Here is a 26642-nt window from a genome sequence, read left to right on the forward strand (position 1 = left end):
CCGTTCACGGCCCGGCGATACAGGAAGGGGGGTTTACAAGCCGACATGGATTGGTCGAGACGGGGGTAATGGCCGCGCGCCTGCACCCATGCCGAGAGGGACATTCATGACGATCCTCGTTACCGGAGCCGCCGGATTCATCGGCATGCACGTCGCCGATCGACTGATGGCGCAGGGCCATGCCGTGGTCGGCATCGACAATATGAACGACTATTATCCCGTCTCGCTGAAGCGCGATCGCATCGCCCGGCTCCAGGCGAATCATGGCCGCCTCTTCACCTTCCACGAACTCGACTTTGCCGATCTCGACGCGCTGCATGCGGCGCTTGCCGATCAGGTGATCGAATCGATCGTCCATCTGGGCGCACAGGCGGGCGTGCGCTATTCGCTCATCAATCCCCATGCCTATGTCCGCTCCAATCTGGCCGGCCATGTCAACATGCTGGAACTGGCGCGGGAGCGGCGGGTGCGGCATCTGGTCTATGCCTCCTCGTCGTCCGTCTACGGCGGCAACGACACGCTGCCCTTCCGTGTGGAGGACCGGGTCGAGCATCCCGTCTCGCTCTACGCCGCGACCAAGCGCGCCGACGAACTGATGAGCGAAACCTACGCCCATCTCTTCCGTATTCCGATGACCGGGCTGCGCTTCTTCACCGTCTATGGTCCATGGGGGCGTCCCGACATGGCCATGTGGATCTTCACCGCAAAGATTCTGGCGGGCGATCCGATCCCGGTCTTCAATCATGGCCGGATGCAGCGCGACTTCACCTATATCGACGATATCGTCAGCGGCATCATCGGTTGCCTCGATCATCCGCCGGCGGACGATGGCGCGGCCAAGGCGGGAGGCAGCCGTGCGCCGCACCGGCTCTACAATATCGGCAACAACCAGCCTGAAGAACTGATGCACCTCATAGCCGTGCTGGAGGATGCGATCGGCAGGAAGGCGCAGATCGATTTCCAGCCGATGCAGCCGGGCGATGTCCATGCGACCTATGCGGACATCAGCGCCATATCGCAGGATATCGGCTTTGCGCCCACCACGGGAATCGACTCGGGCGTGCCGCGATTCGTCCAATGGTATCGCGACTACCATGCTGCATCATGACATCATGGTGCGGTGCACCTGCGGAACCCTGAAAGGTTCCGCTGTTTGTCGCTGATATTGCTCGCTTCATCTTGTGCCATTCTGGTTTGTCTCGTTTCGACCCTTCCAATTTTCTTTCGCACTTGCAAAATAGATTGCCATAAGTGCCTGAAACGGCGTAAGCCATCATCCCATGCTGGTTGCAAAACCGGCTAGGGGTCGCGGAACGAGGGAAAGACGACACGTCGAATACGATGGTTCGTCGCCGTGGATCCGGTCGGGGTCTTCCGGTCGGTTGAAACGGAAAAAAGGGCAAACGCGTGTCGACACCAGCTTCGAAGATAGTCCCGTTCGGCTCCGGCAGCCGTATCGTGGAGACTGCCTGCCGCAGTCTGTCCGTTGCGGCCTTCGGGCTCAATGCGCTGGAAGCCAAATTCGCCGACCGCGACTTTGCCGCCACTTTCCTGCGCGTGATCGGCGTCATCATGAAGGTGCGCGGCCGCGTGATCGTCACCGGCATCGGCAAGAGCGGCATCGTCGCCCGCAAGATGACGGCGACCCTCACATCCACCGGTACGCCCGCCATCTTCCTGCATCCGGCCGATGCGGGTCATGGCGATCTTGGCATGATCACCCCGGACGACGTCGTACTGATGCTGTCCCATTCGGGCGAATCGACCGAACTCGGTCCGATCATCCATTATTGCAAACGCTTCGCCATTCCGCTGGTCGCGATCACTGCGCAAGTCAATAGCACCGTCGCCGCCGCGGCCGACATGGCCATATTGATGCCGGAAGTGGAGGAGGCCTGCCCCAACGCGCTGGCGCCCACCACGTCGACCACGGTGCAGATGGCGCTGGGCGATGCGCTCGCCATCTCGCTGATGGAAATGCGCGGCTTCTCGGCCGACGATTTCCACAAATTCCATCCCAATGGCCGGCTTGGCGCGCAACTGGTCAAGGTGCGCGAACTGATGGCCAAGGGCGGCGATGTGCCGATGGTGCGTGAGGATGCCTCGCTGCTCGACGCCACCATCGAAATGACCCGCGCACGCCTCGGCGGCACTGCGGTGGTCGATCGCAATGGCCGCCTGATCGGTGCCTTCACCGACGGCGACCTGCGCCGAACCGTCACCGGCAAGCAGAATCTGACCGATGCGGTCGGTCGCTTCATGACCATGACGCCGTTTGCCGTCACCTCGGACGAACTGGCCTCCGAAGCGCTCCGCCTGATGCACGAGCGGAACATCATGCTGCTCTTCGTCTGCGACAATGGCCGCCTGATCGGTGCCGTCCATATGCACGATTTGCTGCACGCCGGGGTCGCCTGAGCCTTCTCGTCGTCATTCCGGCGCGGGCCGGATCGTCCCGCCTGCCGCGCAAACCGCTCCGCCTGATTGCCGGGCGGACCCTGCTTCATCGTACCATCGCCATGGCGCGCGCCGCGATCGGCGACCGCGCCGACGTGGCGCTGACCGTCGCCACCGATGATGATGCCATCGCCGATCATGCCCGCGCCGTCGGCTGCGATGCGGTGATGACGGACAGCGCCATCGCCACCGGCTCCGGCCGCGCCCTGGCGGCGGCCCTGACCCAGCCGTCGCCACCCGGTTTCGTGGTCAATCTTCAGGGCGATTCGCCCTTTCAGCCGGAGGGCGCTCTGGGTGCCGTGATCGCCGCATTGCAGGCCGGCGCACCGGTCGCCACGCCGGTCATCTCGCTCGACTGGCCCTCGCTCGACGCGCTGCGCGACCACAAGACCCGATCGCCCTTCAGCGGCACCACCTGCGCCCGTGCACCGGATGGTCATGCCCTCTGGTTTTCCAAGACCATCATCCCGGCCATTCGGGGCGAGGAGAAGTTGCGCGAAACCGCGCCTCGCTCGCCGGTGTGGCGGCATGTCGGCCTCTATGGCTATGCGCTGGATGCGCTCCAGCGGTTCGAGGCCTGCCCGCCGACGACGCTTGAAAATCTGGAGGGGCTGGAGCAGTTGCGCCTGCTCGAACTCGGCATTCCCGTCATGACCGTCGCCGTCGATCCGCCGCGGTTCGACAGCAGCGGCATCGATACCGAAGCGGACATCAGCCGGGTCGAGGCGCTGATCGCGCTGCATGGCGATCCCACCCCGCTGCTCTGACCCTGCCCTGATGCGCCGCCTTTTCATCATCCGCCATGGCAACACCTTCGCCAGCAGCGTCGAAGCGCGGCGCGTCGGCGCGCGGACCGATATTCCGCTGGTGGACAGCGGCCGCGCCCAGGCCGACCGGCTGGGGGAATGGTTCGCGCATCAAGCGCTCCCGATCGACCGCCTGTTCTCCAGCCCCCTGAAGCGCGCCCGCGAAACCGCCGATCGCATCGCGGCGGCAACCGGCCATGCGTGCGACGGCAGTCTCGATTGGCTCGGGGAGATCGACCATGGCCCGGACGAGGGCAGGCCGGAGGCGGATGTGCTGGCCCGGATCGGCGCGCAGGCGCTGGCCGACTGGGACGAGCGTGGCATCGCGCCCGATGGCTGGATCGTCGATGCCGACCGGCGCATCGCCGCCTGGCGCGCCTTTTTTGCGGAGGGCAGGGCGGGCACGGACCTGCTCGTCACCAGCAATGGCGCCGCCCGCTTCGCCCTGCTCGCGGCCGGCCTGCCGCTCGCCACGCTCAAATTGCGCACCGGCGCCTTTGGCGAACTGGCCGTGGATGCTGCCGGTGGGGTCGCATTGGTGCGCTGGGACGAGCGGCCTTAGGTTTCAGACCCCGATCCTCGTAAAATCTACTTGCCCTGAGCCTGGCCAGGGCGCTCAACCGCCTGAAGGGTGATGCGATTAGATTGAATCGCATCACCCTTCAGGAGTCTTTTGCTTTCCGCATTGTGCGAGCCGTCATCCGTTCCAGATGACGTCAAAATGCTCTAGCCGCACTCCACCGTGACATGCTCCATGCGCGGCAGCGACCGTACCCGCGCCCGCACCCTGGGGGCATCTGCGCCGGGCGCCAGGCTGATGATCGCGGCATGGGCATGCGGCCCGATGCGCCAGACATGCAGGTCGCGAATGGTCGCGCCTTCGGCCTCCACCAGCCCGCGCACCCGCGCCATCAATGCCGGCTCGGCCGTGTCGAGCAGGATCGCGGCGGTATCCTTCATCAGCCCCCAGGCCCAGCGGGCGATGACCACCGCGCCCAGCAGGCCGACCGCCGGGTCCATCCACCACCAGCCCAGATAGCGCCCGGCCAGCAGCGCCGCGATCGCCAGCACCGACGTCAGCGCATCGGTCAGCACATGCACATAGGCGGCGCGCAGATTATTGTCGGCATGCCCCTGCTTATGGTCGTGCGCATCCGCATGGTCATGGCCATGGTCGTGATCGGCATGTCCATGCCCGTGATCGTGACTATGGTCATGCCCCAGCAGGAAGGCGCTGATGATGTTGATGATAAGGCCGACCACCGCCACCAGCGTCGCCTCGCCAAAGGCGACATGGATCGGCTGAAAGAATCGCATGCCCGATTCGATGGCGATGAACAACGCGGTGCCCATCAGCAACAGGGCAGAGGCAAAGCCCGCCAGATCGCCCACCTTGCCCGTGCCGAACGTGTATCGCGGGTTGCGCGCATGGCGCTTGGCATAGTCATAGGCCGCCGCCGCGACCGCCAGCGCCCCGGCATGGGTCGCCATGTGGAAACCGTCGGCCAGCAGCGCCATCGACCCGGTGATCCATCCGAAGACGATCTCCACCACCATGGTCGCGGCGGTCAGCCAGACGACCCACAGGGTTCGCTTCGCATTCTGGTCATGCCCGGCGGACAGATAGATATGGTCGAAATAATGGCTGTCCCCGCTCTCGTCCTCGTCCGACGCGGGCAGGGCAATCGCCGGTGCATCATGGTCATGGTCATGCCCATGCCGATGATGATGGCCGTCAGAATGATTATGATCGTCGTGCATCGTCATTTCCCGTAGCGGCGGATCAGTGCCAGCATTTCCTCGGTCGCGGCGGTGCGCGCCTCGTCGGACAGGCCCGGCCGGGCAACATGCTCCCGCACATGCTGCTCGATCAGTTCTTCCATCAGGCTGCCCACCGCGCCGCGCACCGAAGCGACCAGTTGCAGCGTTTCCGAACAGCCCGCATCGCCGGTCAACTGCCGTTCGACGGCGGCGACCTGTCCGGCGATCCGGCGCACCCGCGCCAGCAACTTGTCTCGATCCGCAATGATGTGCATAGGGTACCCCCCTATACTATATTTCGGAAGACGCCTAGCCCTCCTTTCGCCTAACAGAGGGCATGATGAATGACCTCGACTGTGACCTGGCCATTATCGGTGGCGGCCTGTCCGGCGGCCTGATCGCGCTGGCCTTTGCGCGCCTTCGCCCGGAGGTTCGGCTGTTGCTGGTCGAGCAGGGCGATCGCCCCGGCGGCAACCATGTCTGGTCCTTCTTCGACGGCGATGTCGCGCCCGCCGATCGCTGGCTCGTCGATCCATTGGTCGCCCATCGCTGGCCGCAGGGCCATCACGTCGATTTTCCGGGCTACCGCCGGGATCTGGATACGCCCTATAACAGCGTAACTACTGTCCAACTCGCTGTCGCACTGGAGCGCGCGCTCGGCGACCGGCTACTCACCAGCGCGCCGGTCACGACACTTGCCCCCGATCATGTCGCACTGGCCGACGGCCGGACGATCAGGGCACGGGCAGTGATTGATGCGCGGGGGGCGGGCGACCTGACCGCCTTGCGCTGCGGCTGGCAGAAATTCGTCGGCCATAGCCTGCGATGTGATGAACCCCATGGCATCGACCGCCCGGTCATCATGGACGCGACGGCCGACCAGCAGGACGGCTATCGCTTCGTCTATCTGCTCCCCTGGGACGACCGGACCATTTTCATCGAGGATACCTATTATAGCGACACGCCGGACCTCGACATCGCCACCCTCGACGCCCGCATCGCGGCCTATGCGCAAGGGAAGGGCTGGCAGGGCGAAGTCGTCCATCGCGAACAGGGCGTGCTGCCGGTCGTCCATGGTGGCGACTTCGATCGCTACTGGCCCACTGACGATCCCGTCGCCCGTGCCGGGGTGCGCGCCGGCCTGTTCCAGCCGATGACGGGCTACTCCCTGCCGGATGCCGTGCGATTCGCGTGCTGGCTGGCGGATCAACCGCTCGATGGCCTGGCCGCCGCCTCCCGCACGTACGCCAGGGCACATTGGCGGCGCGGCGGCTATTATCGCCTGCTGGGCAAGATGCTGTTCGGCGCAGCCCGCCCCGACCAGCGCTGGCGCATCTTTGCCCGCTTCTATCGGCTGCGCCCGGACCTCATCCAGCGCTTCTACGCCGGTCGTTCTTCGGTGACTGACCGTTTGCGCATCTTGTGCGGACGCCCCCCTGTACCCATAAGGGACGCCATGCGAACATTATGGAATCCGCCCGCCTGATGACCAACAGGACAGCGATCGTTATCGGCGCGGGCTTTGGCGGCCTGGCGCTGGCCATCCGGCTGCAATCGGCCGGCGTCGACACGACTTTGGTGGAGGCCCGCGATCGCCCCGGCGGCCGCGCCTATATGTGGGAAAAGGACGGCTTCACCTTCGACGCCGGCCCGACCGTCATCACCGACCCGGATTGCCTGGCCGAACTATGGCGGCTGTCGGGTCATGACATGGCGCAGGACATCGGGCTGGTCCCGGTATCGCCCTTCTATCGGCTCAACTGGCGCGACGGCACCAATTTCGACTATTCCAACGACGAAGTCGCCTTGCGCGCCGAGATCGCCAAGCTCGATCCCAACGATGTCGCAGGCTATGATCGCTTCTGCGACTATGCCGCGGGCGTCTATGAAGAGGGCTATCGCAAGTTGGGGTCGGTCGCCTTCCTCGACTTCGCCTCGATGATCAAGGCCGCGCCGTCGCTGGCGAAATATCAGGCCTGGCGGTCGGTCTATTCGGTCGTCGCCAGTCATGTGAAGAATGAGAAGCTGCGCGAGGCGCTGTCCTTCCACACCTTGCTGGTCGGCGGCAACCCGATGAAGACCAGTTCCATCTACGCCCTGATCCACAAGCTCGAGAAGGACGGCGGCGTCTGGTTCGCCAAGGGTGGCACCAACCGTCTGGTGCAGGCTATGGCGACGCATTTCGAGCGGCTGGGCGGCACGCTGCGTCTGGGCGATGCGGTCACGCGGATCGAAACCTATGGCGACAAGGCAACGGCGGTCCACACCGCGTCGGGCTGGCGCGGGGAGGCGGATGCGATCGCCACCAACGCTGACCTGATGCACAGCTATCGCGACCTGCTCGGCCATCATCCTCGCGGCCAGAAACAGGGCGAGAAACTGGCGCAGAAGCGTTGGTCCCCCAGCCTGTTCGTCCTCCATTTCGGGATCAAGGGCAGTTGGCCCGGCATCCCGCACCATATGATCCTGTTCGGTCCCCGCTATGAAGGGCTGCTGACCGACATCTACGATCACGGCGTACTGCCGCAGGATTTTTCGCTCTACCTGCATCACCCGACCGTCACCGATCCATCGATGGCGCCCGATGGCTATTCGACCTTTTATGCACTCGCTCCCGTGCCGCATATGGGCAAGCTGCCGATCGACTGGGACCAGTTCGGTCCTGCCTATGCCGAGCGCATCCTGGACGAGATCCAGCACCGGCTGATCCCCGATATCCGGTCCCGCATCGTCACGCGCTTCCATTATGCGCCGACCGATTTCGGCCGCGATCTCAACGCCCATATGGGCAGCGCCTTCAGCCTGGAGCCGCTGCTGACCCAGAGCGCCTGGTTCCGCGCGCATAATCGCGACGATGTCATTCCCAACCTCTATCTGGTAGGGGCCGGCACCCATCCGGGCGCCGGCATCCCCGGCGTGGTGGGCAGCGCCAAGGCGACCGCGGCGTTGATGTTGCAGGATCTGGGTTGAATTCATGAAAAGACTGGCTGTTTATTGCGGTTCGGCGACGCCGGCGGACCTCACTTATATCGACGCGGCCCGCCATGTCGGCCGCACGCTGGCGGAGCGCGGCATCGGCGTCGTCTATGGTGGCGGGCGGCTGGGCCTGATGGGCGCGGTGGCGGATGCGGCGCTGGAGGCGGGTGGCGAAGTGATCGGCGTGATCCCCGAAGCACTGGTCGGCGCGGAAGTGGCGCATCGCGGCTGCACGCAGTTGCATGTCGTCCAGACCATGCACCAGCGCAAGCAACTCTTCACCGACCTGTCGGACGGCTTCGTGACCTTGCCGGGCGGCGTCGGGACGATGGACGAATTGTGGGAAGCGATCAGTTGGGCGCAACTGGGCTATCATGGCAAGCCGGTCGGCCTGCTCAACGTCGCGGGCTTCTATGACCAGTTGATCGGCTTCAACCGGCAGATGGTAGAGGCGGGCTTCATCCGTGCCCAGCATGCCGGCATCCTGATCCATGAAGACAGTATCGAATCCTTGGTCGACGCCATGGCCGCCTATCAGCCCCACGAAACGATCTTCGCGATGAAGGCGGCGCGGTTGTGACTGATAGTCCCTCCCCTTCAGGGGAGGGGTTGGGGTGGGGCCGTGCCGCAAGCGCAGCTTCCGTCTCACCCCTGGACCGCGCCGCTCTCGTCACCCATGCCCGCGATAGCATCGCGCGCGGCTCCAAATCCTTCGCCATGGCCTCGAAACTGTTCGACCGGGTAACCCGCGAGCGGGCCTGGCTGCTTTACGCCTGGTGCCGTAAGTGCGACGATATCGCCGACGGGCAGGACCATGGCGGCGCGATGACCGGCGTGCCGGATGCGCAGGCCCGTCTTTCCATGATGCGGGTGCTGACCGACAAGGCGCTGCGCGACGAACCAACGGGCGATCCGGCCTTTGACGGCTTTGGCGTGGTGATGCGCGAATGCGCGATCCCCGCCCGCTACGCCCATGACCTGATCGAAGGGTTCGCGCTGGATGCCCGCGACTGGCGACCACGCAGCCAGGACGACATGTTGCGCTATTGCTATCATGTCGCCGGCGCGGTCGGTTGCATGATGGCGGTGCTGATGGGCGTCGACCCGGAGGATCAGGCGACGCTCGACCGCGCCTGCGACCTCGGCCTGGCTTTTCAGCTTGCCAATATCGCCCGCGACATCAGTGAGGATGAGGCGGCGGACCGCTGCTATCTGCCGCAGGAGTGGCTCGCGGAAATGGATATCCCGCCCGGCGAACATATGAAGCCCTGGGCTCGCCCGCGCCTTGCCATCCTCGCCCGCCGCATGGCCGACATGGCCGCCGTCTATGAACAAAGCGCCCGCCACGGCACCGGGGCCTTGCCGCCCCGCGCGGCCTGGGCGGTGCTGGCGGCGGCGGGCATCTATGGCGACATCGCCCGACAGGTCGCGCGCCGGGGCGATCATGCCTGGGATCATCGCGTGGTCACGTCCAAGCGCGAGAAGCTGGGCTGGGTGGCGCGGGCGGGAGTGCAGGTCATCGGTCGTGGCCGTCGCTGGCCTTCCGGGGCGTCGCGTCCCGCTACCCTCTGGACCCGCCCGGACTGACGGGAACAGCGTCTTTGATCGAAGCATGGGAGCCGATGCTTTCGTATCGGTCCGCCAAAAAAAGGGCCGGTACTTTCGTACCGACCCAAGGCATGTTCGCAGGAGGAACATCGGAAGGCGGGGCGGCGGAACATGCCGCCCGGCCAATATGGTGAAAACTTACTGGTTGTAGGCACGCTCGCCATGTTCGCCCAGGTCGAGGCCTTCATATTCGACCTCCTGGCTGACCCGCAGACCGGTGACGGCCTTGGCGATGAAGATGGCGATGGCGGTGCCGATCGAGGCCCAGATGATGGTCACGACGACCGCTTCGATCTGGACCAGCAGCTTGGCGCCGATCGCATAGTCTGCCGCGCCGGGGCCACCAAAGGCGGGCGAGTAGACGATGGCGGTGCCGATCGCGCCGATCATGCCGCCGATGCCGTGGATGCCGAAGGCGTCCAGCGAGTCGTCATAGCCAAGCTTGGGCTTGAGGACGGTGACGGCGTAGAAGCAGACGATCGAGGCGACGGCGCCCAGGATGATCGCGCCGAACGGGCCGGAGTTGCCGGCGGCAGGCGTGACGGCGACCAGGCCGGCGATGATGCCCGAGCAGAAGCCCAGAGCCGAACCCTTGTGACCGTTCAGCTTTTCGGCAAGCATCCAGAACAGACCACCCGAAGCCGTGGCGACGAAGGTGTTGATCATGGCGAGCGCGGCAGAGCCATTGGCTTCCAGCGCCGAACCGGCGTTGAAGCCGAACCAGCCGACCCACAGCAGGCCGGTGCCGACACCGGTCAGAGTCAGGCTGTGCGGGGCCATCGGCTCCTTGGGGAAGCCGATACGCTTGCCCAGGATGAGGCAGGCGACCAGAGCGGACACGCCGGCGTTGATATGCACCACGGTGCCACCAGCGAAGTCGAGAGCGCCGGCCTTGAAGAAATAGCCCGAAGCGGCCCAGACCATATGCGCGATCGGGAAGTAGACGATCGTCAGCCACACGGCGGCGAACACCATGACGGCCGAGAATTTGATGCGTTCGACCACAGACCCCAGCACCAGCGCCACGGTGATCGCGGCGAAGGTCATCTGGAAGCAGATGAACACATATTCGGGGATTTCGACGCCAGCGGTGAAGGTTGCGGCCTGCGAAGCGGGCGTGACACCCTTCAGGAACGCCTTGTCGAAGGTCGAAACGAAGTTGGAAAGGCCGCTGGTATAGTCGGGGCCGAACGCCATCGAATAGCCGTACATGACCCAGATAAGCATCGCGAGGCAGGCAGCCGCGCCGATCTGCGTCATCACCGACAACATGTTCTTGCTGCGGACCAGACCGCCGTAGAAGAGGGCGAGGCCTGGCAGGATCATCGCCAGCACCAGGATGGTGGCGGTCATCATCCAGGCGGTGTCGCCCTTGTCGACCGTGGCGACGGGCGCCGCAGCGTCCTGCGCCCAGGCGGGCAGGGCAGCGAACAGCGAAAGCGCGGTTGCCCCCGCCACGCTGCCAATTTTCTTGGAAAAGGTCATCATTCCCCCCTTTTACAGCGCGGTTTCGCCGGTCTCGCCGGTGCGAATGCGCACGGCCTGACCGACATCGAGGACGAAGATCTTGCCATCGCCGATGGCGCCCGAATTGGCGGCCGCCTGGGTCGCTTCCACGACGCGCGGGGCGAGGTCGTCATCACAGACCACCTCGATCTTGATCTTCGGGACCATGTTCGTCGAATATTCGGCGCCGCGGTAGATTTCGGTCTGCCCCTTCTGGCGGCCGAAGCCCTTCACTTCGCTGACCGTCATTCCTGCGATGCCGAGCGAGGATAGTGCCTCGCGGACATCGTCAAGCTTGAACGGCTTGATGATAGCCATGACAAGTTTCATGTCGCCCCCTGTTACTGGTGTGCGGGGACATACTCAGCAAGAGCTGTGCCAAACCGTAAAAGGCGCGTTAATGCGGGTTAGGAAGTTCGGCGTGCGCGTTTGACGCCAAAAAATTGTGCAGCGCGACTTTGCTGCCTAAATTTTGTGCAATCGGACGCTACCAGCGCGCGCCTTCTGCGACTGCTGCCGCCTCTTCGGGCGATGTGGGCCGGCCGAGCACTGCGTTTCGATGGGGGAAATGCCCGAACCGCTTTATGGTTGCATGATGTTTTCGCGCGAAATCAAGCGATCGCTCATCGCCGGTGCCTTCGAACAGGGTCAGCGACAGTTCCTGATCCTCGATCGCTTCGCTATGCTGGAACGGCATGTAGAAAAAGAGCCGCCCGGCGCCGCCGATCTGGATATCATAGCCCATCGCGATTGCGCCACGCGCCACGTCCCGCGCCAGCGCATCGGTAGCAAAAGCATCGGCAGTCCCCCGGAACATATTGCGGGGCAACTGGTCGAACAGCAAAATCGCCGCCAGCGCGTCATCCGCGCGATCCAGAAAGCTTTCGGCAGGCAGGCGCTGCTTTTCCAGCCACAATGTGTGGAACCGAGTGGTACATGATTGGTCGAGTGAAGGGTCGTGGTTGTACCAGCCCTGCTCGCCCACCTGATTGAACCAGAAATCGAGCAGGGCGGCGGCCCAGTCGTCCGTCACCGCGTTATGGCTGTCGATCAGCATGTTCATGCGCAAATAAACAAAGAACGCCGGATCGCGTTCCGCCATTCATGCCGCCGCAGGCTCGGGTCGTCGCGTCTCAGCCCGACGATCATCACCCGTTCAGGTTGCGGTGCCACCCACGGTCAGGCCTTCCATCAGCAGCGTGGGCTGGCCCACGCCGGCCGGCACGCTCTGTCCACCCTTGCCGCACATGCCGATTCCCTCGTCCAATGCCCAGTCATGGCCGATGCCGATCACCTTGGTCAGCGCGGTCGGTCCATCACCGATCAGAGTCGCACCTTTGATCGAATCGCCGATCTTGCCATTCTCGACCTTATAGGCCTCGGTGCAGGAGAAGACGAACTTGCCGGACACGATGTCGACCTGTCCACCGCCGAAGCTCTTGGCGAAGATGCCGGATTTCATGCGGCTCAGCAATTCCTCCGGATCGTCCTGCCCGCCCTTGATGAACGTATTGGTCATGCGGGGCATGGGGGCATGGGCGTAGCTTTCGCGGCGGCCGTTGCCGGTGGGGGCGACGCCCATCAGGCGGGCGTTGAGCCGATCCTGCATATAGGCTTTGAGAATGCCATCCTCGATCAGGATATTTTCCTGCGTCGGCGTGCCTTCATCGTCGATGGAGAGCGAGCCGCGGCGATTGAGGATGCTGCCATCATCGACCACGGTGACGCCTGGCGCTGCGACGCGCTGGCCGACGCGGCCGGAAAAGGCGCTGGTGCCCTTGCGGTTGAAATCGCCCTCCAGGCCGTGGCCGATCGCTTCATGCACCAGCACGCCGGGCCAGCCGGGGCCGAGCAGCACGGTCATCTCGCCAGCGGGGGCGGCGATGGAGCGCAGATTGACCTGCGCCTGGGCCAGCGCCGCGTCGATGGCGCGGTTCCAGATCGCCGGATCCATCACCTCGTCATAGAGGTAGCGGCCGCCGATACCGAACACGCCGGTTTCGCGGCGGCCATTTTCTTCCAGAATGACGGAGACGTTGAGGCGCACGAGCGGGCGGATGTCGGTTGCGGTAAAGCCGTCGGCGCGAACGATCTCGACCACCGACCAGCTACCGGCCAGGTTGACCGACACCTGTGCCACGCGCGGATCGCGGGCGCGGGCGGCCGCGTCGATCTCGCCGCACAGCTTCACTTTTTCGGCGAAGGGCACGATCTCCAGCGGATTGGCGTCGGTATAGAGATGGCGGTTGGTGCGCAGCGGTGGCGGAGCGGGCTGGCCCTTGGCCGGATCGAGCAGGCTCAGCGTCTGCGCCGCTTTGGCGATCGCCGCTTCGCTGATGTCATTGGCGTGGGCGAAGCCGGTCATTTCGCCGGACACGCCGCGCAGGCCGAAGCCGGCATCGGTCGAATAATCGGCGGTCTTCAGCCGGCCATCGTCAAAGCCGAAGCTCTCGCTCGCCCGATATTGCAGATAGAGTTCGCCGTCATCGCAAGCGCCCAGCGCCTGTGCGGTCAGGCGGCGGGCGCCATCGGGATCGAGCAGGCCCGGACGATAGAGAAGGCCGCGGGCATCGGTGAAGAGGGGAGCGAGTTCGGTCATGCCGCCCGATATAGGGGCGGCACGGCGGAAGCCCAATAGAAAAGCTTAAAGGCTGGCGCCCGATGCGATATCCGGCTTCGCAGTGACGTCACCATGGTCGGCCACGCCACCGATCAGCACGAAGCGCCGATCGCAATAGCCGCAATCGACATAGCCATGCTCGTCAATCTCCAGGAAGACGCGCGGATGGCCAAGCGCGGCGGGAATGTCGCCGCTGCCGTCGCAGGACACGCGGGACTTGGAGACTCGGATGGTTTCTGGCGGCTGGATCATGGTCCAGCGGTTAGCAGCGGTGCCGCGGCGCTGCAATATGCGGCTTCACATCATCGGCGGTTGGCGCCGGGTGCAGGACTTCTGGCCGTGCGCGTTCGCGGCCTTGACCACGGGATGCCAGTCCGTGCAAGGGGCCGCCGCCATCACCGCAAGCGGGGAGAGCATCAGCACGAGCGGCAGGATCGTCCCGCTGAAAAAGGCTGCGAATGGCATGCACTGACAATGCTATCGGCATGCTTGCTGCGCGATGAACGTTACGGAAGCGGATTGGATGTTCAAGCTGCGCGATTGAGGCGCCCTTCGCGGTCGCTCAGGCGTTTTCCGCGAAAATGTCCCCCGGACATCGTCTTTTCCGAAAAACTGGTGGGCGATGACGGGCTCGAACCGCCGACATTCTCGGTGTAAACGAGACGCTCTACCAACTGAGCTAATCGCCCCCTCTCGGGAGAGCGCCTATCTAAGGGAAAAAGCCGGCCCGTCAAGCACTAGCGTGTCAGGTCGCGAGCAGGCGGCGGCTGGCCCCGAACCAGCGGGTCAGCGCGTCGGCGGCTTCCTGCGCCAGGGCGATGAAGACGCGGCGGCCGTCATGCGGATCGGCCTGGCGCTCGACCATCCCCTTGTCGGTGAGGGTGCGTATCCAGCGCAGGGCGGTGGTCGGCGGCACGGCGGCGGCGATGCACAGGCTCGACACCGACACTCGCTCATGTTCCAGCCGCGCGGCCAGCAGGTCCAGCATCATGTCCCAGGCGGGATCGGCGAACAGGTCACCGGGCAGGAAATCGGCGCGAATCCGCCGGGCGCGCAGCAGATCGCGGACCTGGGTGGCGGTGATGGCCGGTGCCGCCTTGTCCACCGTTGGCGCCGGGAAATCGGCGGGTGCACCGATCGGCGCGAGGGCGGGCATGCCGATATAGTCGCTCGGCCGGTCGGAAATGCGCGGGCCAAGGTCGAAGCTGGGCACGGCCATCCGCGTCCGTTCCGTCAGCGCGTCAAGCGTGCGGGCGAGGCGGCCGACCTCTTCGCTCAGCTGCTGAAGCCGGGCGCCTTCGCGATCAATTTCATGCACCTGACCATTGGCGGGCCGATGTTCGCCGGCGGCGACCAGAGCGGCGGCCAGTTCGGTCCGGTCGGGATTGCATAGCAACTGGCTGTGCGGGCTGCGCAGGCAGGCGAAGGCCAGGTCGACCGTCGCCAGTCCGGCGACCAGAATCACGGCCATCCCGTTCTGAATCGCCTGCGTCTCGATCTGCACCAGCAACCGTTCCAGCAGCGGATTCATGGTCGGGCAGAAGAACAGGATCGCGTCGCATTGCGCCTGAAGATCGAGCCGGATCGGCGCGTCGGCCGATGGCGTCACGCCGAGCAGGCGGAAGCCCGCCGCGTTCGCCACCGGTTCCAGGTCGGCCGCCTCCATCCGGTCCGCCACCACCAGCAAGCTGGCGCGCTCATCACGCGGCATCAGCGGCGCGGCGGAACCCGTTTGGGGGCGTGCGTAGGAAAAATCTTCCATCATGATCTGACTCCCGTTCTACCTTCGTTCCGGAGAATAAAGCAAGAACGGATCGTTTCAGCCGGCAAATCGGCCATAATGGAGTGGCTCTGGAGGAAAACTGGCGTCCGGCCGCGATCAAGGCCCGGTCCGGCATGCCGTTCCGTCCAGCTTGCCGCCATTTCGGCGCCACAATGAAGGAAGTTTCCTATCTCTCAATTAGGGATGGCACTTCCTCCATTATGGAGTCATTTCTCAGCGTCCGATGTCAGACCCCGGTGCGGCGCGCGAAGTCGACATAGAGGCTGCGCATCCGCGTGGCGACCGGGCCGGGCGTGCCGTCGCCGATCGGCTGGCCGTCGATCCGCACCACCGGCAGGCAGAGGGTCGATGCGCTGGTGATGAAGGCTTCCCTGGCGGCGAGCGCTTCCGCGACGGTGAAGGGGCGGCGGATGACGGCAAGGCCGCTTTCCTCCGCCAGCGCGGTCAGCGCCGCGCCGGTGCAGCCGGCCAGCACCGCCTGGCTGTAGGGGCGGGTGACGATGCCCTCGTCGGTGACGATGAAGGCGGTGGAGGAGGCGCCTTCGGTGACGAAGCCATCCTCGATCATCCAGGCTTCCTGCGCGCCGGCGTCCTTTGCGGCCTGCTTGGCCATGGCCTGTGCCAGCAGGCCCACGCTCTTGATGTCGCGCCGCGCCCAGCGCAGGTCGGGCATAGTGGCGACCGCAATGCCGGTTTGCACGCCGGGCAGGTCGACCACGGCCTTGTCCTGCATGAACATGAACAGGGTCGGCTGGGTGCCGGGCGAGGCGATGAAGTCGCGGCTGGCGTCCGCGCCACGGGTGATCTGGAGATAGACCAAGCCCTCGGTGAGGCCGCTGCGCACCACCAGCTCCTTCTGGGCCGCCTCGATCGCATCGAGAGACAGGGGCAGGGCGATGCCGATCGCGGCGGTGGAGCGCTCCAGCCGGGCGAGATGGCTGGCGCTGTCGACCAGCTTGCCGTCGATCACGGCGGCGACTTCATAGATGCCGTCCGCGAACAGGAAGCCGCGATCGAGCGGAGAGATGCGGGCCTCTTCGAGGGGCAGGAAGGCACCGTTCAGATAGGCGACGGACATGATGGGTGCGATCCTTTGATCTGGTTCTGGCGTTTCTGGCCGCCGCTTTTGCCGGTCATGCCGGCGCGGTCAAGGGGCAGGCCGGCGCGGCACGGAAATAGGATTGCGCCCGCTTAACTTCGCACATTTCCCGCACATTGGGACATTGCATGTCCTATGTTGGACATTTTGTTGCGTCGGACGCCTGCGGTTCCCGCATGGGAGTTGGAAAGCGTCGCAGCGATCATAGCGGGTGGTGGCGTAGTAGGACAGGCTTGGGGGATTTGGGTGGATTCACGACTGTCGGCTTTCGGAGAGTTTGGCGGCGATAGCGGACACTGACGAATATGCTATGGATGTTCCATGACCCAACATTGCTGTGACACGATGTCCCATTTTGTAATGTTACCTAAAGAGCACTTGAGTAGAGGCGCTGGCCTCACTGCGTCTCTTGGAATTGAGCAACCGGAACCACCAGAACCGCTCGTCGATTTTTACGCAGCGGTGCCAGTCTATTGCATACAGTCAGTAGCACTGCGATTCTGTCCTTGGTGTGGCGCTTCACTGCCTCTACCAGATGTTGACGCTCTTCCTGACCTAAACTGATCGAATGTCCGCTTTCGGAGTGCAACTCGGCTCAGCTGAACGGCAACAAGTGGTCGGGAGCGGGCTTGTCCCTTACCGTGATCTTCCACCGTCATGCCAGCGAAGGCTCGCATCTCAGGCAGGAGAGCTGAGCGTTAACGGATGGCGCAAGAGGGCCGGCCTCCTTCTACTCCCGCCTGAGACCCCAGCCTTCGCTGAGGTGACGGCAATGAGGCAAGCCACAACAGCCGCCGCGCTTACGCTTCTGGCCGTCAGCCGTCAGAACTCAAAGCTTCCACCTTCACGCCGCCTTGCCCTTCAACGCCTTCTGGCGCCGTCTCTGCACCGACGACCCTATCCCCAGCGCCTCGCGATATTTGGCGACGGTGCGGCGGGCTATGTCCATGCCCTTGGCGCGCAGCAGGTCGACCAGCGTGTCGTCGGACAGGATCGCCTGCGGGTCTTCGGCGCCGATCAGCGCCTTGATATGGCTTTTGACCGCTTCGGCCGAGACGGACCCGCCGTCGCCGCCCGATGACGCCACGCCGCTGGTGAAGAAATATTTGAGTTCGTACAGGCCGCGCGGGCAGGAGAGATATTTGTTGGAGGTGACGCGGCTGACGGTGCTTTCGTGCATGCCGATCGTGTCCGCCACGGCCCTGAGCGTCAGCGGTTTCAGATGGGCGACGCCCTGCTGGAAAAAGGCTTCCTGGGTGCGGACGATCTCGCTCGCGACCTTGATGATGGTCTTTTGCCGCTGGTCCAGTGCCTTCACCAGCCAGTTGGCGCTGGCGAGGCAGTCGGCGAGCCAGGCCTTGGCCGTCTTGTCCTGCGGGCCGCTGGCCAGTTCGACATAATAGCTGCGGTTGACGAGCACGCGGGGCAGGGTGGCGCTGTTGATCTCGATCCCCCAACCTTCGCGTGTCGGTCGCACGAACAGGTCGGGCGTCACCGGCGCGGCGCGGTCATGTGCGAATTGCAGGCCGGGCTTGGGATCATAGCCGCGCAGTTCGGCGATCATGTCCGCCATATCCTCCTCATCCACACCGCAGATGCGGCGAAGCTGGGGCAGGGCGCCCTTGGCCAGCAGGTCGAGATTGGCGAGCAGCCGCGCCATGCAGGGGTCGTAGCGGTCGGCTTCCTTCGCCTGCAACGCGAGACATTCGGACAGGCTGCGCGCGCCGACGCCGGTGGGATCGAAGCTGTGGATGACGCCCAGCACCCGCTCTACGTCGGACAGCGGCAGGCCAAGGCCATGGGCGGTCTGGAGCAGGTTCGCCTCCAGATAGCCGGCCTCGCTGATCTGGCCGATGAGTTGGGTGGCGATGAGCAGGTCCATGGCCGTGAGGGCCGCGCGGGCCTGCCCCATCAGATGTTCCTGCAGGCCGATGTCGGGCGCGGCGAAACTGTCGAAGTCCGGCGCATCCTCGGCATAGCTGCCTGATAGCGCATCCTTGCCGCCGCCGCTGGCGCCATGGGCTTCGGCCATCCGGTCGCCCGGACCATCGTCGATGAAACTGTCCGCGCCATGATCGACGTCGAGCGGGCCGTCGGCCGCGCCCAGCCCCTGCGCGATCAGATCGTCCGCGCCGCCGGTTTCGGCGGGCAGGACGGGCGTTTCGACCATCTGGTCGATGCCGTCGGGTGCCGGCGGGCCATCATCGCCGCCGCCCGATTCGAGCAGCGGGTTTTTTTCAAGTTCGCCCGCGACGAAGGCCTCTATCTCCAGATTGGACAGAGCCAGCAGCTTGATCGCCTGCTGGAGTTGGGGTGTCATCACCAGAGACTGGCTCTGGCGAATGTCCAGGCGGGGGCCGAGCGCCATTAACCGCCGCTCCGATCATAGGGAAGGGCGCGCGCGGTCATCATATCAAAGCTGGAAATTCTCGCCCAGATAGAGGCGGCGGACGTCGGCATTGGCGACCAGTTCGGTCGGATTGCCGGCAAAGAGCACCTGCCCGCCATAGATGATGCAGGCGCGGTCGACGATTTCCAGAGTCTCGCGGACATTATGGTCGGTGATGAGCACGCCGATGCCGCGCGTCTTCAAATCCTTCACCAGATCGCGAATGTCGGCGATCGACAGCGGGTCGATGCCGGCAAAGGGTTCGTCCAGCAACACGATCGACGGATTGGCGGCCAGCGCGCGCGCGATCTCGCAGCGGCGGCGCTCACCGCCCGACAGCGCCATCGCGGCGGAATCGCGCAGGCGGATCAGGCCGAACTCCGACAGCAGTTGTTCGAGGCGGGCGGCGCGGGCGGCCTTGTCCGGCTCCGCCTGCTCCAGCACCGCGCCGATATTCTGCGCCACGGTCATGCCGCGAAAGATCGACGTTTCCTGCGGCAGATAACCCAGGCCCAGGATCGCGCGGCGATACATGGGCAGGTTGGTGATGTCCTGCCCGTCCAGCACGATGCGGCCATGATCGGGGCGGACGAGGCCCATCACCGAATAGAAGCAGGTCGTCTTGCCCGCGCCATTGGGACCGAGCAGGCCGACCACTTCGCCCTTGCCCACGGTCAGCGATACGTCGGACAGGACGACGCGCTTGTCATAGCTTTTGGCGATCGAAATGACCGACAGGCCTTCACCCACTTCCTGCGGGATTTGCGGGCGCTGGGCGGTCCGGTCAGGGGTCATCACATCGTCCATCGTCTTGTCCTTGCAGCCGTTCATGGGGGCACGCGGGAAATTGGTGCGCGCACGGCAGTTGGCAAGCTTTGTGCATGGGATCGCGGCCGGGGCAAGGGGGAAAATGGCGACCGGGGCTGAACAGGAGCGGGCGGGCGTACATTCCGGCCTGCTCTGCGGCGGCCCTTTTACGGTGCGATCAGGCGGACGAATCGCCGCATTCCGTCCTGCGCCCGCGACGTCGGCTCGACGGAGCGTGGCCGATGCGGGATAAGCGGAAGGGCGTATTTCCATCCGGGTTAATCCGCAATTCATGTCGGTTTTTGGCGGAATAGCGTGGGTTTGCCGATCGCTCCATTCGACTGGCAGCACGCACGGCCGGTCAGAATTTCGTTGTCGGTCCTTCCGCGCTCAGCTTCGACTGTTGCGGCTGTGTTACCAATAAGGAGAAAAATATGTCGCTGTCCCTGACGAAAATGGCCCCACTGGCCGTGGTTCTGATCGGTTCGCTGGGCCTGGGTGGCTGCGCCACGAAGGGGTTCGTCCGTGAACAGGTCGCGACCGTGAATCAGCGCGTCGATGCGCTCGACGCGAAGCTTCAGACCACCGATGGCACCGCCCAGCAGGCGTTGGCGGAAGCGCAGTCGGCATCCGGCCAGGCGCAGCAGAACAGCCAGCGCCTCGACCAGTTGAACGGCCGCGTCGATGGTGTCGAGCAGCAGCTTCAGGCCGCCCAGCGCAAGCGCGCGCGCAACTGAGGCCGCAGGGCGGCCTCAAATATCGCATGGACGGCGGGGCACATCCGTCCGTCCATGACGATATGACCATAAAGCGGACGCGCAGCTTCCTTTGCGACCGACCCCCATCGGTGTGCGTCCGTGCCATAAGATCATGACCTTTCCGGCCGGCGCTTCCCCCCTGAGCGCCGGCCCTTTTGTGCCAGAAGTTATTCATGAGTGTAGAGAAGAAGATGATCCGTGCTTTTCTGGCGCTGGCGGGTTTCGCGCTCGTCACCGCCGTCCCGGCCCAGGCGGTGGTCAAGAAGTCCGTCGCCAAATCCGCCGCCGCCAAGAAGAAAGCTGCTGCGAAGAAGAAGGCTGCTGCTGTCGTGAAGGCCGAGCCGGAGGCGCCGCCGCCGATCCTGTCGGACGGTGCGACCCGCGTGGCCGATTGGGTGGGGTCGGCGAAGGACAATCGCGCGCTGCCCTATATCGTCATCGACAAGCCGGGGGCCGTTGCCTATCTGTTCGATGGCAAGGGCAAGATGCTGGACCATGCGCCGGTGCTGATCGGCATCGCGCCCGGCGACGATGCGACGCCGGGGATCGGCGCCAAGAGCCTGGCCGAGATCGGCCCGGCGGAAAAGACGACGCCGGCCGGGCGTTATCTGGCGAAATTCGGCGTGGCGGCGGGTAGGCAGCGGGTGTTGTGGGTCGATTATGCGACGTCGGTGGCGCTGCACACCATCCCGCCGGGCAATCCCAAGGAGAAGCGCAAGGAGCGCATGCTCTCGCCGGGGATCGAGGATAACCGCATCACCTTCGGCTGCATCAACGTGCCCAAACTCTTTTATGCCAAGGTCAGCCCGCTGTTCGGCAAGAAGGGCGGCTATGTCTACATCCTGCCCGACAGCAAGCCGATCGAGGAGATTTTCCCCCGGCTGCGCGTCCAGCCCTTCCTGAACGCCGGCCAGGCGACGGAGGCGGGGTGAGGGCATAACCCGGCGGGGTTATTCAGCAGGGGCGCGGGCGATGCTAAGGCCAGTGTGCGACCCGAAGACTTGCCTTGTCAGGCGAGACTTCACGACTGGCCCGGTGCGTTTGCGCGCACCGGGCTTTTTGCTGTCGATCATTCCGCGAACAGTTTGAATTCGGCAAGGCGGACGGCGGTGTCTTTGGCCTGCGTGAAGAGCAGCCGGACCTTGTTCGTTCGAAGCCGGGACCAACGGACGTCGGTGACGCCGTTGGCGACCGGGCCGCCCTTGGGCACGGCGATGTCGCGCCAGTCTCCGTCCACCCACGCCTGCAACCGGTAGCTTTGCGGCACGGCAAAGCTCTTGTCGTCGGCGAAGAAGGCGAGTTCCGCGCGGGAAAGCTCGGTCGGCTTGCCCAGGTCGATCGCATACCATTGATCGGCGGGCGAGGGTGCCGACGACCAGCCATTGGGCAGTTCCGGGAAGAACCAGACGCGCCCGTCGATCGCGTCATGGACATTTTCCACGTCGGCGTTGCTGGAGGCGGACCCCAAGGGAAATTGGCCGCGCACCAGTTGCACCGCCCGGTTGATCGGGCGCTGGATGGCGGGCGTGGCGGCGCGCGTCACCGGCACTTCGATCCGGCCCAGCGTTTCGCGATGGGCGACCTGCCGCCCGTCCACTTCGATGAAGAGGCCCTTGCCGCGCTTGTAATGGCTGCCGTCCGCGTCCCATGTCACCGCGACCTTGTGGCCATGATAGGGGACGTCCTGCACCCGGAACCAGGCCAGCGCCTGCGGGTCGCCAGCGGCGGGCAGCAGCGGGTTCACCTCCAGCACATCGTCGGCGCGCGGACGGATGCCGACAAGGCCGGTCAGGATCAGGTCGTTGAAGCCGGAGTGGAAATAATGATGGCTGCGGTCCAGGCCGACGATCGGCTTGCCGGTTTCGGGGTGATAATCCTCCTCGATGTCGAGGCGATCCCCCTGATAATGAAGCGCGGCATATTGGCGCAGCAGGCGCATATAGGCGCTGCGCGTGACAGGACCGGTCTGCGTCTGATGATCGAGCAGGTTGGCCATGCCGTGCAGCACCTGCGTCGTCTGATAGGGCCAGACCGGGCCGTTCCACTGACATTCCGGGTCTTTGCCCAGATAGCGATATTGCCGCATATAATATTCGTAGTTGGCTTCGACCGTGCGCATCCCCGCCTTGCCCGCGAGCGAGGCGGGGTCGAGCAGATGTGCCCAGGCCGCCGCATATCTGGCGTCGTCGGGAACGAGGTCGAACATCCAGGGTAGGTAGCCGACCAGTTCGCGATTGCGGATCGGATCCCAATAATTGACGAAGTCGGTCTTCGACTGGTGGCGGTCGATGAAATGGCCGAGCCTGTCGCTCCAAAGGTCGGTCAGGACGCGCTTTTGCAGGGCGTCGGCGCGGGCGGCATAGTCGCCGGCCATGGCCTTGTCGCCGGCCATCTCCGCCATCTTCGACAGGGCACGGGCATTGGCGAACATGTAGCTGTTGACCGAGGGGCGGAAGGCATCGCCGCCCCGGAACCCGTCCTTGCCGCCCGATGCGTCGATCGAGGAGACGGTATATTCGGTGGCGTCGAGCAGCGGCTCCACGAAATACAGCCCCTTGGCGAAGTCATATTTATCGTCCCACAGGCGATAGATATGGTTCATCACCGGCAGATGCTCGATCGCGTCCGCCCGGTCGCCATCGACCAGATAGCGGCCCCAGACGCTGTCCGCCATATGATCGGTGAAATGGCGGTCGTTGCCGCCGCTGCGATACATGAAATTGATATAATCGTCGGTAAAGCGCCGGTCGTTCAGCCAGCGCCCTTCGCCGATATGGAAGCCGCTGGCGTCGTTCAGGCTGGCATAGGGATGCCGCTGCCAGTCGACATCGTCGAAAAATTCGGTGGTGATATAGCCGTCCGCGCCAAGGTCGCGCTGATGCCCGCGATAGAGCGCCCAGCGATAATAATAGACGGCGTCGAGCTTCGGGTCGGCGGATTCGAAGAAGGGGATTCGGCCCCGATACCAGGGCGCGTCGTTGCCGAAGCGCTGCGTGGCGATGGCGGCGGTATCCATCGTGGCGGTGTCCATCCCGGCCATGTCCATCGCGGAACGCGGCGGCGAGGCGGCGCCGATGCCCATCAGGGCGGCCCCCGCCAGCAGGATCATCTTCATCGCGCGCATCGGTCGTCCCTTCGGTGGCGGAAACAAATATGGCGGCCGTAACGGGACTGGAGAGCATCCCGGAACGGCCGCCATGTTATGAGGCCCGGCGAGGAGACGCCAAGCCCCATGGGCACTCAGTCGAACTTGAAACGGACACCCAGCGCGAAGGTGCGGTCGATCAGCAGCGTGCTGGAGTTGAACTCGGTCGGGTTGCCGACATCGCCGAACTTGTAATAATTCTGCTGCTTCGCCTTGGTGATGTTCACCGCGTCGAAGGTGATGCCGATATCCTCGTTCACGTTCAGGGTGAGCTGGAAGTCCAGGCTCTTTTCAGGCGCACGCCACATGCCGATCGGGTTGGCGAAAGCGCGGGCTTCATTGTTGTTCAGGAAGCCCTTGCGCCAGATATAGGACAGGCGCGCGCCAACTGGACCCTTATCGTAGGCCAGCGTGGCGTTGTAGGACAGCTTCGACACGCCGAAGAAGGCGGACTTGGCGGTGCCGGTGATTTCGCCTTCATTGTTGACGACCGGGATCGTCTGTTCGGAATCCAGGATCGTCGCGCTGCCGGTGAAGCCCAGACCGTCCAGGAAACGGGGCAGGTAGGAGGGGAAGTAGGTCAGCCCCAGTTCCAGGCCTTTCAGCGTGCCGTTGGAGGCATTCGCCGGACGGGTGATGTTGAAAAATTCGGTATAGGTTTCGTTGCGCGGCAGATAGTTGTCCGGGATGAACTCCCGCACGGTCAGCGGCACGACCAGACCTTCGATCTTGCGACGGAAGGCGGTCGCATAGATGGCGCTGTTGCGGTCGAAATACCATTCGATCGCCAGATCCATATTCTCCGACTTGGTCGCCCGCAAATTGGGGTTGCCCGAAGACCCGGTGCCAAAGCCGATGCGCGACAGATCGCCGCCCAGCGCCAGATTGGGGTTCAGGTCGCCGAATGCCGGACGACGCAGCGTTTTGCCATAGTTGAACCGGATGCGCAGATTGTCGGTGATGGCGTAGCGCGCGGTAAAGGACGGCAGGAAATCATCGGAACCGGTCGACACGCCGGTCCGGGCGAAATTCGCGCCCCGGTCGAAATATTCATAGTCGGTGTCGATCGCGACATAGCGCACGCCGCCCTGCAATTGCAGCGGGCGCCCGAAAATCTCGACCTCTGCATCGGCCACGATATAGGCGGCCAGGTTGCTTTCCTTGATGCCGAATACGCGGCCAAAGCTGAGCTGATCCGACAGCAGCAGGCCGGGGGCGACACGACGATACAGGTTGCGGACGGCATCCTTGTCCATGCTGCGCGGATCGGCCAGCACCCAGCTGGTCGGTATGTCCGCCCGGCCGTCGAAAAAGCCTTCGTTGGTGAAGGGGGTGCCTTCGCCAAAGGCGTCGAGCGTGACGCCAAGTCCGCCAGCGCCCTGATCGCGGACATAGCTGTCGGCCGAACGATTGTCATAGCGCCAGCCCGCCTTGATGCGGCGCAGGAAGCCTTCGTCCCATTTATATTCGCCGTCCAGCATCATCGTCAGCGCGCTGCCGGTATTCTTGGTGCCGCTGTCGAACAGGTTGCCGACGGTCCACTTGCTCGCGTCGGTCAGGACGTCCTGATTGGCGAAGCTGTAAGCGGGCAGGCCGCCCCCGGCGTTGAAATCGACATCAATGTCGAGCGGACCGCGATCGGTGCGGATGGCAAAGAAGCTCGTTTCGTTCTTGCTGTCCTGATAGGCGATGTCGGCCGAAATCTTGCCGCGCTCACCCACATCCCACTTGGCGTTGAGGGCATAGACATAGCTGTCGGTGCGGTTGGTCGCCATGTCGCCGCTGTTGAAGCCCGCGACCGCGCCGGCCCGACGCGACTTGATGATGTTGGTGCCTTCGAACAGTTCGAAGCTGTTGGCGACGTCGGTGGGCAGGTTGCCCCACCAATCGACGAAGCTGAAGTTCAGGCTGTTGAACGTTTCGCCTTTGAATCCCGTGTAGAACACTTCGGCGGTATAGACTGAGCTGTCGTTCGGCGCCCATTGCAGCGCGGCGTTGATCGCCTTGCGATCGCGCTTGCCATAGACATCGGATGCAATCACGGCGTCGCGTGAGAGATAATAGGGCGTTTCGACGCCATTGATGTTGAGCGTCGATCCCGGCGCGGTGGGCAGGCCCGCGTCGAGGCCAGGCGTCCAGTTTTCATTGGTAGCGCCGGGGAAGATGCGCTGCAACGGCGTCAGGCCCGATCCGGCAGGCGGGGTTTCGGTGGCGAACGGCACCATGGCGCCGGCCTGCAGATTCTGGTTGCGGAATTCGGCGCGGGTATAGCTGCCATTCACCAGGAAGCCGATATCGCCGATGCCGGTTTCCCAGCGGTCGCTGACGAGCAGCGCGACGTTGGGGTTATATTTGTCCGCCAGTTCCGAATAGACGCCGCGCGCCAGGCCCGAAATGGTGAAGCCATCGAAGTCGAGCGGGCGACGGGTCTGCACGTCGATCTGGCCGGCGAGGCCGGTTTCCAGCTGGTCGGCCGACCGGGTCTTGTAAACGTCGACCTGCTTGACGAGGTTGGCGGAGATATCCTGCAACGCGAAGGATGTGCCAGCAGCGGTGAAGATGTTGCGGCCATTGAGCGTGGTCAGCGGATCGGTCAGGCCGCGAATGGTGATGGTGGCCGCTTCGCCGCCGGCGCGATCGGTGACCTGGATGCCGGTGACGCGCTGGAGCGCTTCGACGACATTGTTGTCGGGCAGCTTGCCGACGTCTTCCGACACGATCGAATCGACGATCTGGATCGAATTTTTGCGGACGTTGACCGCGCCGACGATCGAAGCGCGGACGCCGGTGACGACGATGTCGGCGGCGTCATCTTCTGCGGCGACCTGCGGCGCGGCGGTGGTGGCATCCTGTGCGTGGGCGGCGCCCGACAGCATCAGTGCGAAGATGGACGCAGAAGCGAGTGCGACCGGCTTGAAAGCCATTTG

The 26642-nt window shown here is 64.3% G+C and carries 24 protein-coding genes and 1 tRNA gene; 10 read left to right on the top strand and 15 right to left on the bottom strand.

From position 1 onward, the window contains the following. Positions 1–106 precede the first annotated feature (106 nt). The 4 genes from ASE85_RS09310 to ASE85_RS09325 all read left to right on the top strand — a co-directional run bounded on the left by ASE85_RS09310 (position 107) and on the right by ASE85_RS09325 (position 3825). Positions 107–1108 (top strand): NAD-dependent epimerase/dehydratase family protein, encoded by a 1002-nt coding sequence (locus tag ASE85_RS09310; protein ID WP_056687046.1) that lies wholly within the window; start codon positions 107–109, stop codon positions 1106–1108. Between the two features lie 350 nt (positions 1109–1458). After that, complete coding sequence (locus ASE85_RS09315) at positions 1459–2418, top strand: KpsF/GutQ family sugar-phosphate isomerase (RefSeq protein ID WP_056687049.1); 960 nt, start codon at positions 1459–1461, stop codon at positions 2416–2418. Then, complete coding sequence (locus ASE85_RS09320; RefSeq protein ID WP_082462740.1) at positions 2415–3224, top strand: 3-deoxy-manno-octulosonate cytidylyltransferase; 810 nt, start codon at positions 2415–2417, stop codon at positions 3222–3224. Before ASE85_RS09315 ends, ASE85_RS09320 begins: the two co-directional genes overlap by 4 nt. Positions 3225–3234: 10 nt before the next feature. Further along, complete coding sequence (locus tag ASE85_RS09325) at positions 3235–3825, top strand: histidine phosphatase family protein (RefSeq protein ID WP_056687055.1); 591 nt, start codon at positions 3235–3237, stop codon at positions 3823–3825. 164 nt (positions 3826–3989) lie between these two features. Here ASE85_RS09325 and dmeF read toward each other — a convergent pair whose 3' ends face one another. Together dmeF and ASE85_RS09335 are read right to left on the bottom strand one after the other, a co-directional pair. After that, entirely contained in the window at positions 3990–5030 is a 1041-nt protein-coding gene (dmeF, locus tag ASE85_RS09330) for a CDF family Co(II)/Ni(II) efflux transporter DmeF (RefSeq protein WP_056687058.1), read from the bottom strand. Beyond that, positions 5027–5299, bottom strand: a complete 273-nt coding sequence (locus ASE85_RS09335) for a metal/formaldehyde-sensitive transcriptional repressor (RefSeq protein WP_056687061.1) — start codon at positions 5297–5299, stop codon at positions 5027–5029. The genes dmeF and ASE85_RS09335 overlap by 4 nt, the downstream gene beginning before the upstream one ends. A gap of 62 nt (positions 5300–5361) precedes the next feature. Here ASE85_RS09335 and crtY point away from each other — a divergent pair, with 62 nt between their 5' ends. The 4 genes from crtY to ASE85_RS09355 all read left to right on the top strand — a co-directional run bounded on the left by crtY (position 5362) and on the right by ASE85_RS09355 (position 9587). Beyond that, positions 5362–6510 carry a lycopene beta-cyclase CrtY gene (gene crtY, locus ASE85_RS09340; protein ID WP_056687064.1) on the top strand — a complete coding sequence of 383 codons (1149 nt, stop codon included), beginning with the start codon at positions 5362–5364 and terminating at the stop codon, positions 6508–6510. Continuing rightward, positions 6492–7994: a phytoene desaturase gene (locus ASE85_RS09345; RefSeq protein ID WP_200928332.1), complete on the top strand. Its 1503-nt coding sequence runs from the start codon at positions 6492–6494 to the stop codon at positions 7992–7994. Before crtY ends, ASE85_RS09345 begins: the two co-directional genes overlap by 19 nt. A gap of 4 nt (positions 7995–7998) precedes the next feature. Continuing rightward, positions 7999–8580, top strand: coding sequence for a TIGR00730 family Rossman fold protein (locus tag ASE85_RS09350; protein ID WP_056687068.1), 582 nt, complete (start codon positions 7999–8001; stop codon positions 8578–8580). 110 nt (positions 8581–8690) lie between these two features. Beyond that, positions 8691–9587, top strand: coding sequence for a phytoene/squalene synthase family protein (locus ASE85_RS09355; RefSeq protein ID WP_268795128.1), 897 nt, complete (start codon positions 8691–8693; stop codon positions 9585–9587). Positions 9588–9746: 159 nt separating this feature from the next. On the opposite strand, the gene ASE85_RS09360 is transcribed toward ASE85_RS09355, so the two are convergent. The 11 genes from ASE85_RS09360 to lptB form a co-directional block, all read right to left on the bottom strand. Further along, positions 9747–11093 carry an ammonium transporter gene (locus ASE85_RS09360; RefSeq protein ID WP_056688600.1) on the bottom strand — a complete coding sequence of 449 codons (1347 nt, stop codon included), beginning with the start codon at positions 11091–11093 and terminating at the stop codon, positions 9747–9749. Between the two features lie 12 nt (positions 11094–11105). Continuing rightward, positions 11106–11444, bottom strand: coding sequence for a P-II family nitrogen regulator (locus tag ASE85_RS09365; RefSeq protein ID WP_004209785.1), 339 nt, complete (start codon positions 11442–11444; stop codon positions 11106–11108). A gap of 157 nt (positions 11445–11601) precedes the next feature. Next, on the bottom strand, positions 11602–12177 hold the full coding sequence (locus tag ASE85_RS09370) for a DUF924 family protein (protein WP_056688603.1): 576 nt from the start codon (positions 12175–12177) through the stop codon (positions 11602–11604). Between the two features lie 93 nt (positions 12178–12270). Continuing rightward, the gene (gene tldD, locus ASE85_RS09375; RefSeq protein ID WP_056687074.1) at positions 12271–13713 is read right to left on the bottom strand and encodes a metalloprotease TldD; all 1443 of its coding nucleotides are present in this window, start codon (positions 13711–13713) and stop codon (positions 12271–12273) included. 45 nt (positions 13714–13758) lie between these two features. Continuing rightward, on the bottom strand, positions 13759–13986 hold the full coding sequence (locus ASE85_RS09380; RefSeq protein ID WP_056687076.1) for a zinc-finger domain-containing protein: 228 nt from the start codon (positions 13984–13986) through the stop codon (positions 13759–13761). Positions 13987–14031: 45 nt separating this feature from the next. Next, positions 14032–14199, bottom strand: a complete 168-nt coding sequence (locus ASE85_RS23500; RefSeq protein ID WP_200928333.1) for a hypothetical protein — start codon at positions 14197–14199, stop codon at positions 14032–14034. A gap of 148 nt (positions 14200–14347) precedes the next feature. Continuing rightward, positions 14348–14423 (bottom strand) — tRNA-Val (locus ASE85_RS09385). A gap of 56 nt (positions 14424–14479) precedes the next feature. Then, entirely contained in the window at positions 14480–15499 is a 1020-nt protein-coding gene (locus ASE85_RS09390) for a MarR family transcriptional regulator (protein WP_056687079.1), read from the bottom strand. Positions 15500–15743: 244 nt separating this feature from the next. Further along, a complete protein-coding gene (locus tag ASE85_RS09395; protein ID WP_056687082.1) occupies positions 15744–16595 on the bottom strand; it encodes a D-amino-acid transaminase in 852 nt (283 codons plus the stop codon). Between the two features lie 865 nt (positions 16596–17460). Next, entirely contained in the window at positions 17461–18984 is a 1524-nt protein-coding gene (gene rpoN, locus ASE85_RS09400) for an RNA polymerase factor sigma-54 (RefSeq protein ID WP_056687084.1), read from the bottom strand. 45 nt (positions 18985–19029) lie between these two features. After that, the gene (gene lptB, locus ASE85_RS09405; RefSeq protein WP_056688606.1) at positions 19030–19812 is read right to left on the bottom strand and encodes an LPS export ABC transporter ATP-binding protein; all 783 of its coding nucleotides are present in this window, start codon (positions 19810–19812) and stop codon (positions 19030–19032) included. Positions 19813–20246: 434 nt separating this feature from the next. On the opposite strand from lptB, the gene ASE85_RS09410 reads away from it, so the two are divergent. Together ASE85_RS09410 and ASE85_RS09415 are read left to right on the top strand one after the other, a co-directional pair. Further along, entirely contained in the window at positions 20247–20549 is a 303-nt protein-coding gene (locus tag ASE85_RS09410) for a hypothetical protein (RefSeq protein ID WP_056687087.1), read from the top strand. Between the two features lie 194 nt (positions 20550–20743). Beyond that, positions 20744–21502, top strand: coding sequence for a hypothetical protein (locus tag ASE85_RS09415; RefSeq protein WP_235523457.1), 759 nt, complete (start codon positions 20744–20746; stop codon positions 21500–21502). A 137-nt stretch (positions 21503–21639) separates the two neighbouring features. Here ASE85_RS09415 and ASE85_RS09420 read toward each other — a convergent pair whose 3' ends face one another. Together ASE85_RS09420 and ASE85_RS09425 are read right to left on the bottom strand one after the other, a co-directional pair. Then, the gene (locus ASE85_RS09420) at positions 21640–23694 is read right to left on the bottom strand and encodes an MGH1-like glycoside hydrolase domain-containing protein (protein ID WP_056687091.1); all 2055 of its coding nucleotides are present in this window, start codon (positions 23692–23694) and stop codon (positions 21640–21642) included. A gap of 116 nt (positions 23695–23810) precedes the next feature. After that, the gene (locus tag ASE85_RS09425; RefSeq protein WP_056687094.1) at positions 23811–26639 is read right to left on the bottom strand and encodes a TonB-dependent receptor; all 2829 of its coding nucleotides are present in this window, start codon (positions 26637–26639) and stop codon (positions 23811–23813) included. Positions 26640–26642 lie beyond the last annotated feature (3 nt).

The sequence above is a fragment of the Sphingobium sp. Leaf26 genome (assembly GCF_001421665.1).
Classification (GTDB): Bacteria; Pseudomonadota; Alphaproteobacteria; order Sphingomonadales; family Sphingomonadaceae; genus Sphingobium.

What these genes read in the sequence shown, in the direction of transcription:
- dmeF (WP_056687058.1), bottom strand. Translation starts at nt 5,030, where the DNA reads ATGACGATGCACGACGATCATAATCATTCTGACGGCCATCATCATCGG.
- ASE85_RS09350 (WP_056687068.1), top strand. Translation starts at nt 7,999, where the DNA reads ATGAAAAGACTGGCTGTTTATTGCGGTTCGGCGACGCCGGCGGACCTC.
- ASE85_RS09420 (WP_056687091.1), bottom strand. Translation starts at nt 23,694, where the DNA reads ATGCGCGCGATGAAGATGATCCTGCTGGCGGGGGCCGCCCTGATGGGC.
- ASE85_RS09415 (WP_235523457.1), top strand. Translation starts at nt 20,744, where the DNA reads ATGAGTGTAGAGAAGAAGATGATCCGTGCTTTTCTGGCGCTGGCGGGT.
- ASE85_RS09425 (WP_056687094.1), bottom strand. Translation starts at nt 26,639, where the DNA reads ATGGCTTTCAAGCCGGTCGCACTCGCTTCTGCGTCCATCTTCGCACTG.
- ASE85_RS09345 (WP_200928332.1), top strand. Translation starts at nt 6,492, where the DNA reads ATGGAATCCGCCCGCCTGATGACCAACAGGACAGCGATCGTTATCGGC.
- ASE85_RS09395 (WP_056687082.1), bottom strand. Translation starts at nt 16,595, where the DNA reads ATGTCCGTCGCCTATCTGAACGGTGCCTTCCTGCCCCTCGAAGAGGCC.
- ASE85_RS09370 (WP_056688603.1), bottom strand. Translation starts at nt 12,177, where the DNA reads ATGAACATGCTGATCGACAGCCATAACGCGGTGACGGACGACTGGGCC.
- ASE85_RS23500 (WP_200928333.1), bottom strand. Translation starts at nt 14,199, where the DNA reads ATGCCATTCGCAGCCTTTTTCAGCGGGACGATCCTGCCGCTCGTGCTG.
- ASE85_RS09410 (WP_056687087.1), top strand. Translation starts at nt 20,247, where the DNA reads ATGTCGCTGTCCCTGACGAAAATGGCCCCACTGGCCGTGGTTCTGATC.
- ASE85_RS09380 (WP_056687076.1), bottom strand. Translation starts at nt 13,986, where the DNA reads ATGATCCAGCCGCCAGAAACCATCCGAGTCTCCAAGTCCCGCGTGTCC.
- ASE85_RS09365 (WP_004209785.1), bottom strand. Translation starts at nt 11,444, where the DNA reads ATGAAACTTGTCATGGCTATCATCAAGCCGTTCAAGCTTGACGATGTC.
- lptB (WP_056688606.1), bottom strand. Translation starts at nt 19,812, where the DNA reads ATGGACGATGTGATGACCCCTGACCGGACCGCCCAGCGCCCGCAAATC.
- ASE85_RS09310 (WP_056687046.1), top strand. Translation starts at nt 107, where the DNA reads ATGACGATCCTCGTTACCGGAGCCGCCGGATTCATCGGCATGCACGTC.
- tldD (WP_056687074.1), bottom strand. Translation starts at nt 13,713, where the DNA reads ATGACCGAACTCGCTCCCCTCTTCACCGATGCCCGCGGCCTTCTCTAT.
- ASE85_RS09335 (WP_056687061.1), bottom strand. Translation starts at nt 5,299, where the DNA reads ATGCACATCATTGCGGATCGAGACAAGTTGCTGGCGCGGGTGCGCCGG.
- ASE85_RS09360 (WP_056688600.1), bottom strand. Translation starts at nt 11,093, where the DNA reads ATGACCTTTTCCAAGAAAATTGGCAGCGTGGCGGGGGCAACCGCGCTT.
- crtY (WP_056687064.1), top strand. Translation starts at nt 5,362, where the DNA reads ATGATGAATGACCTCGACTGTGACCTGGCCATTATCGGTGGCGGCCTG.
- rpoN (WP_056687084.1), bottom strand. Translation starts at nt 18,984, where the DNA reads ATGGCGCTCGGCCCCCGCCTGGACATTCGCCAGAGCCAGTCTCTGGTG.
- ASE85_RS09390 (WP_056687079.1), bottom strand. Translation starts at nt 15,499, where the DNA reads ATGATGGAAGATTTTTCCTACGCACGCCCCCAAACGGGTTCCGCCGCG.
- ASE85_RS09325 (WP_056687055.1), top strand. Translation starts at nt 3,235, where the DNA reads ATGCGCCGCCTTTTCATCATCCGCCATGGCAACACCTTCGCCAGCAGC.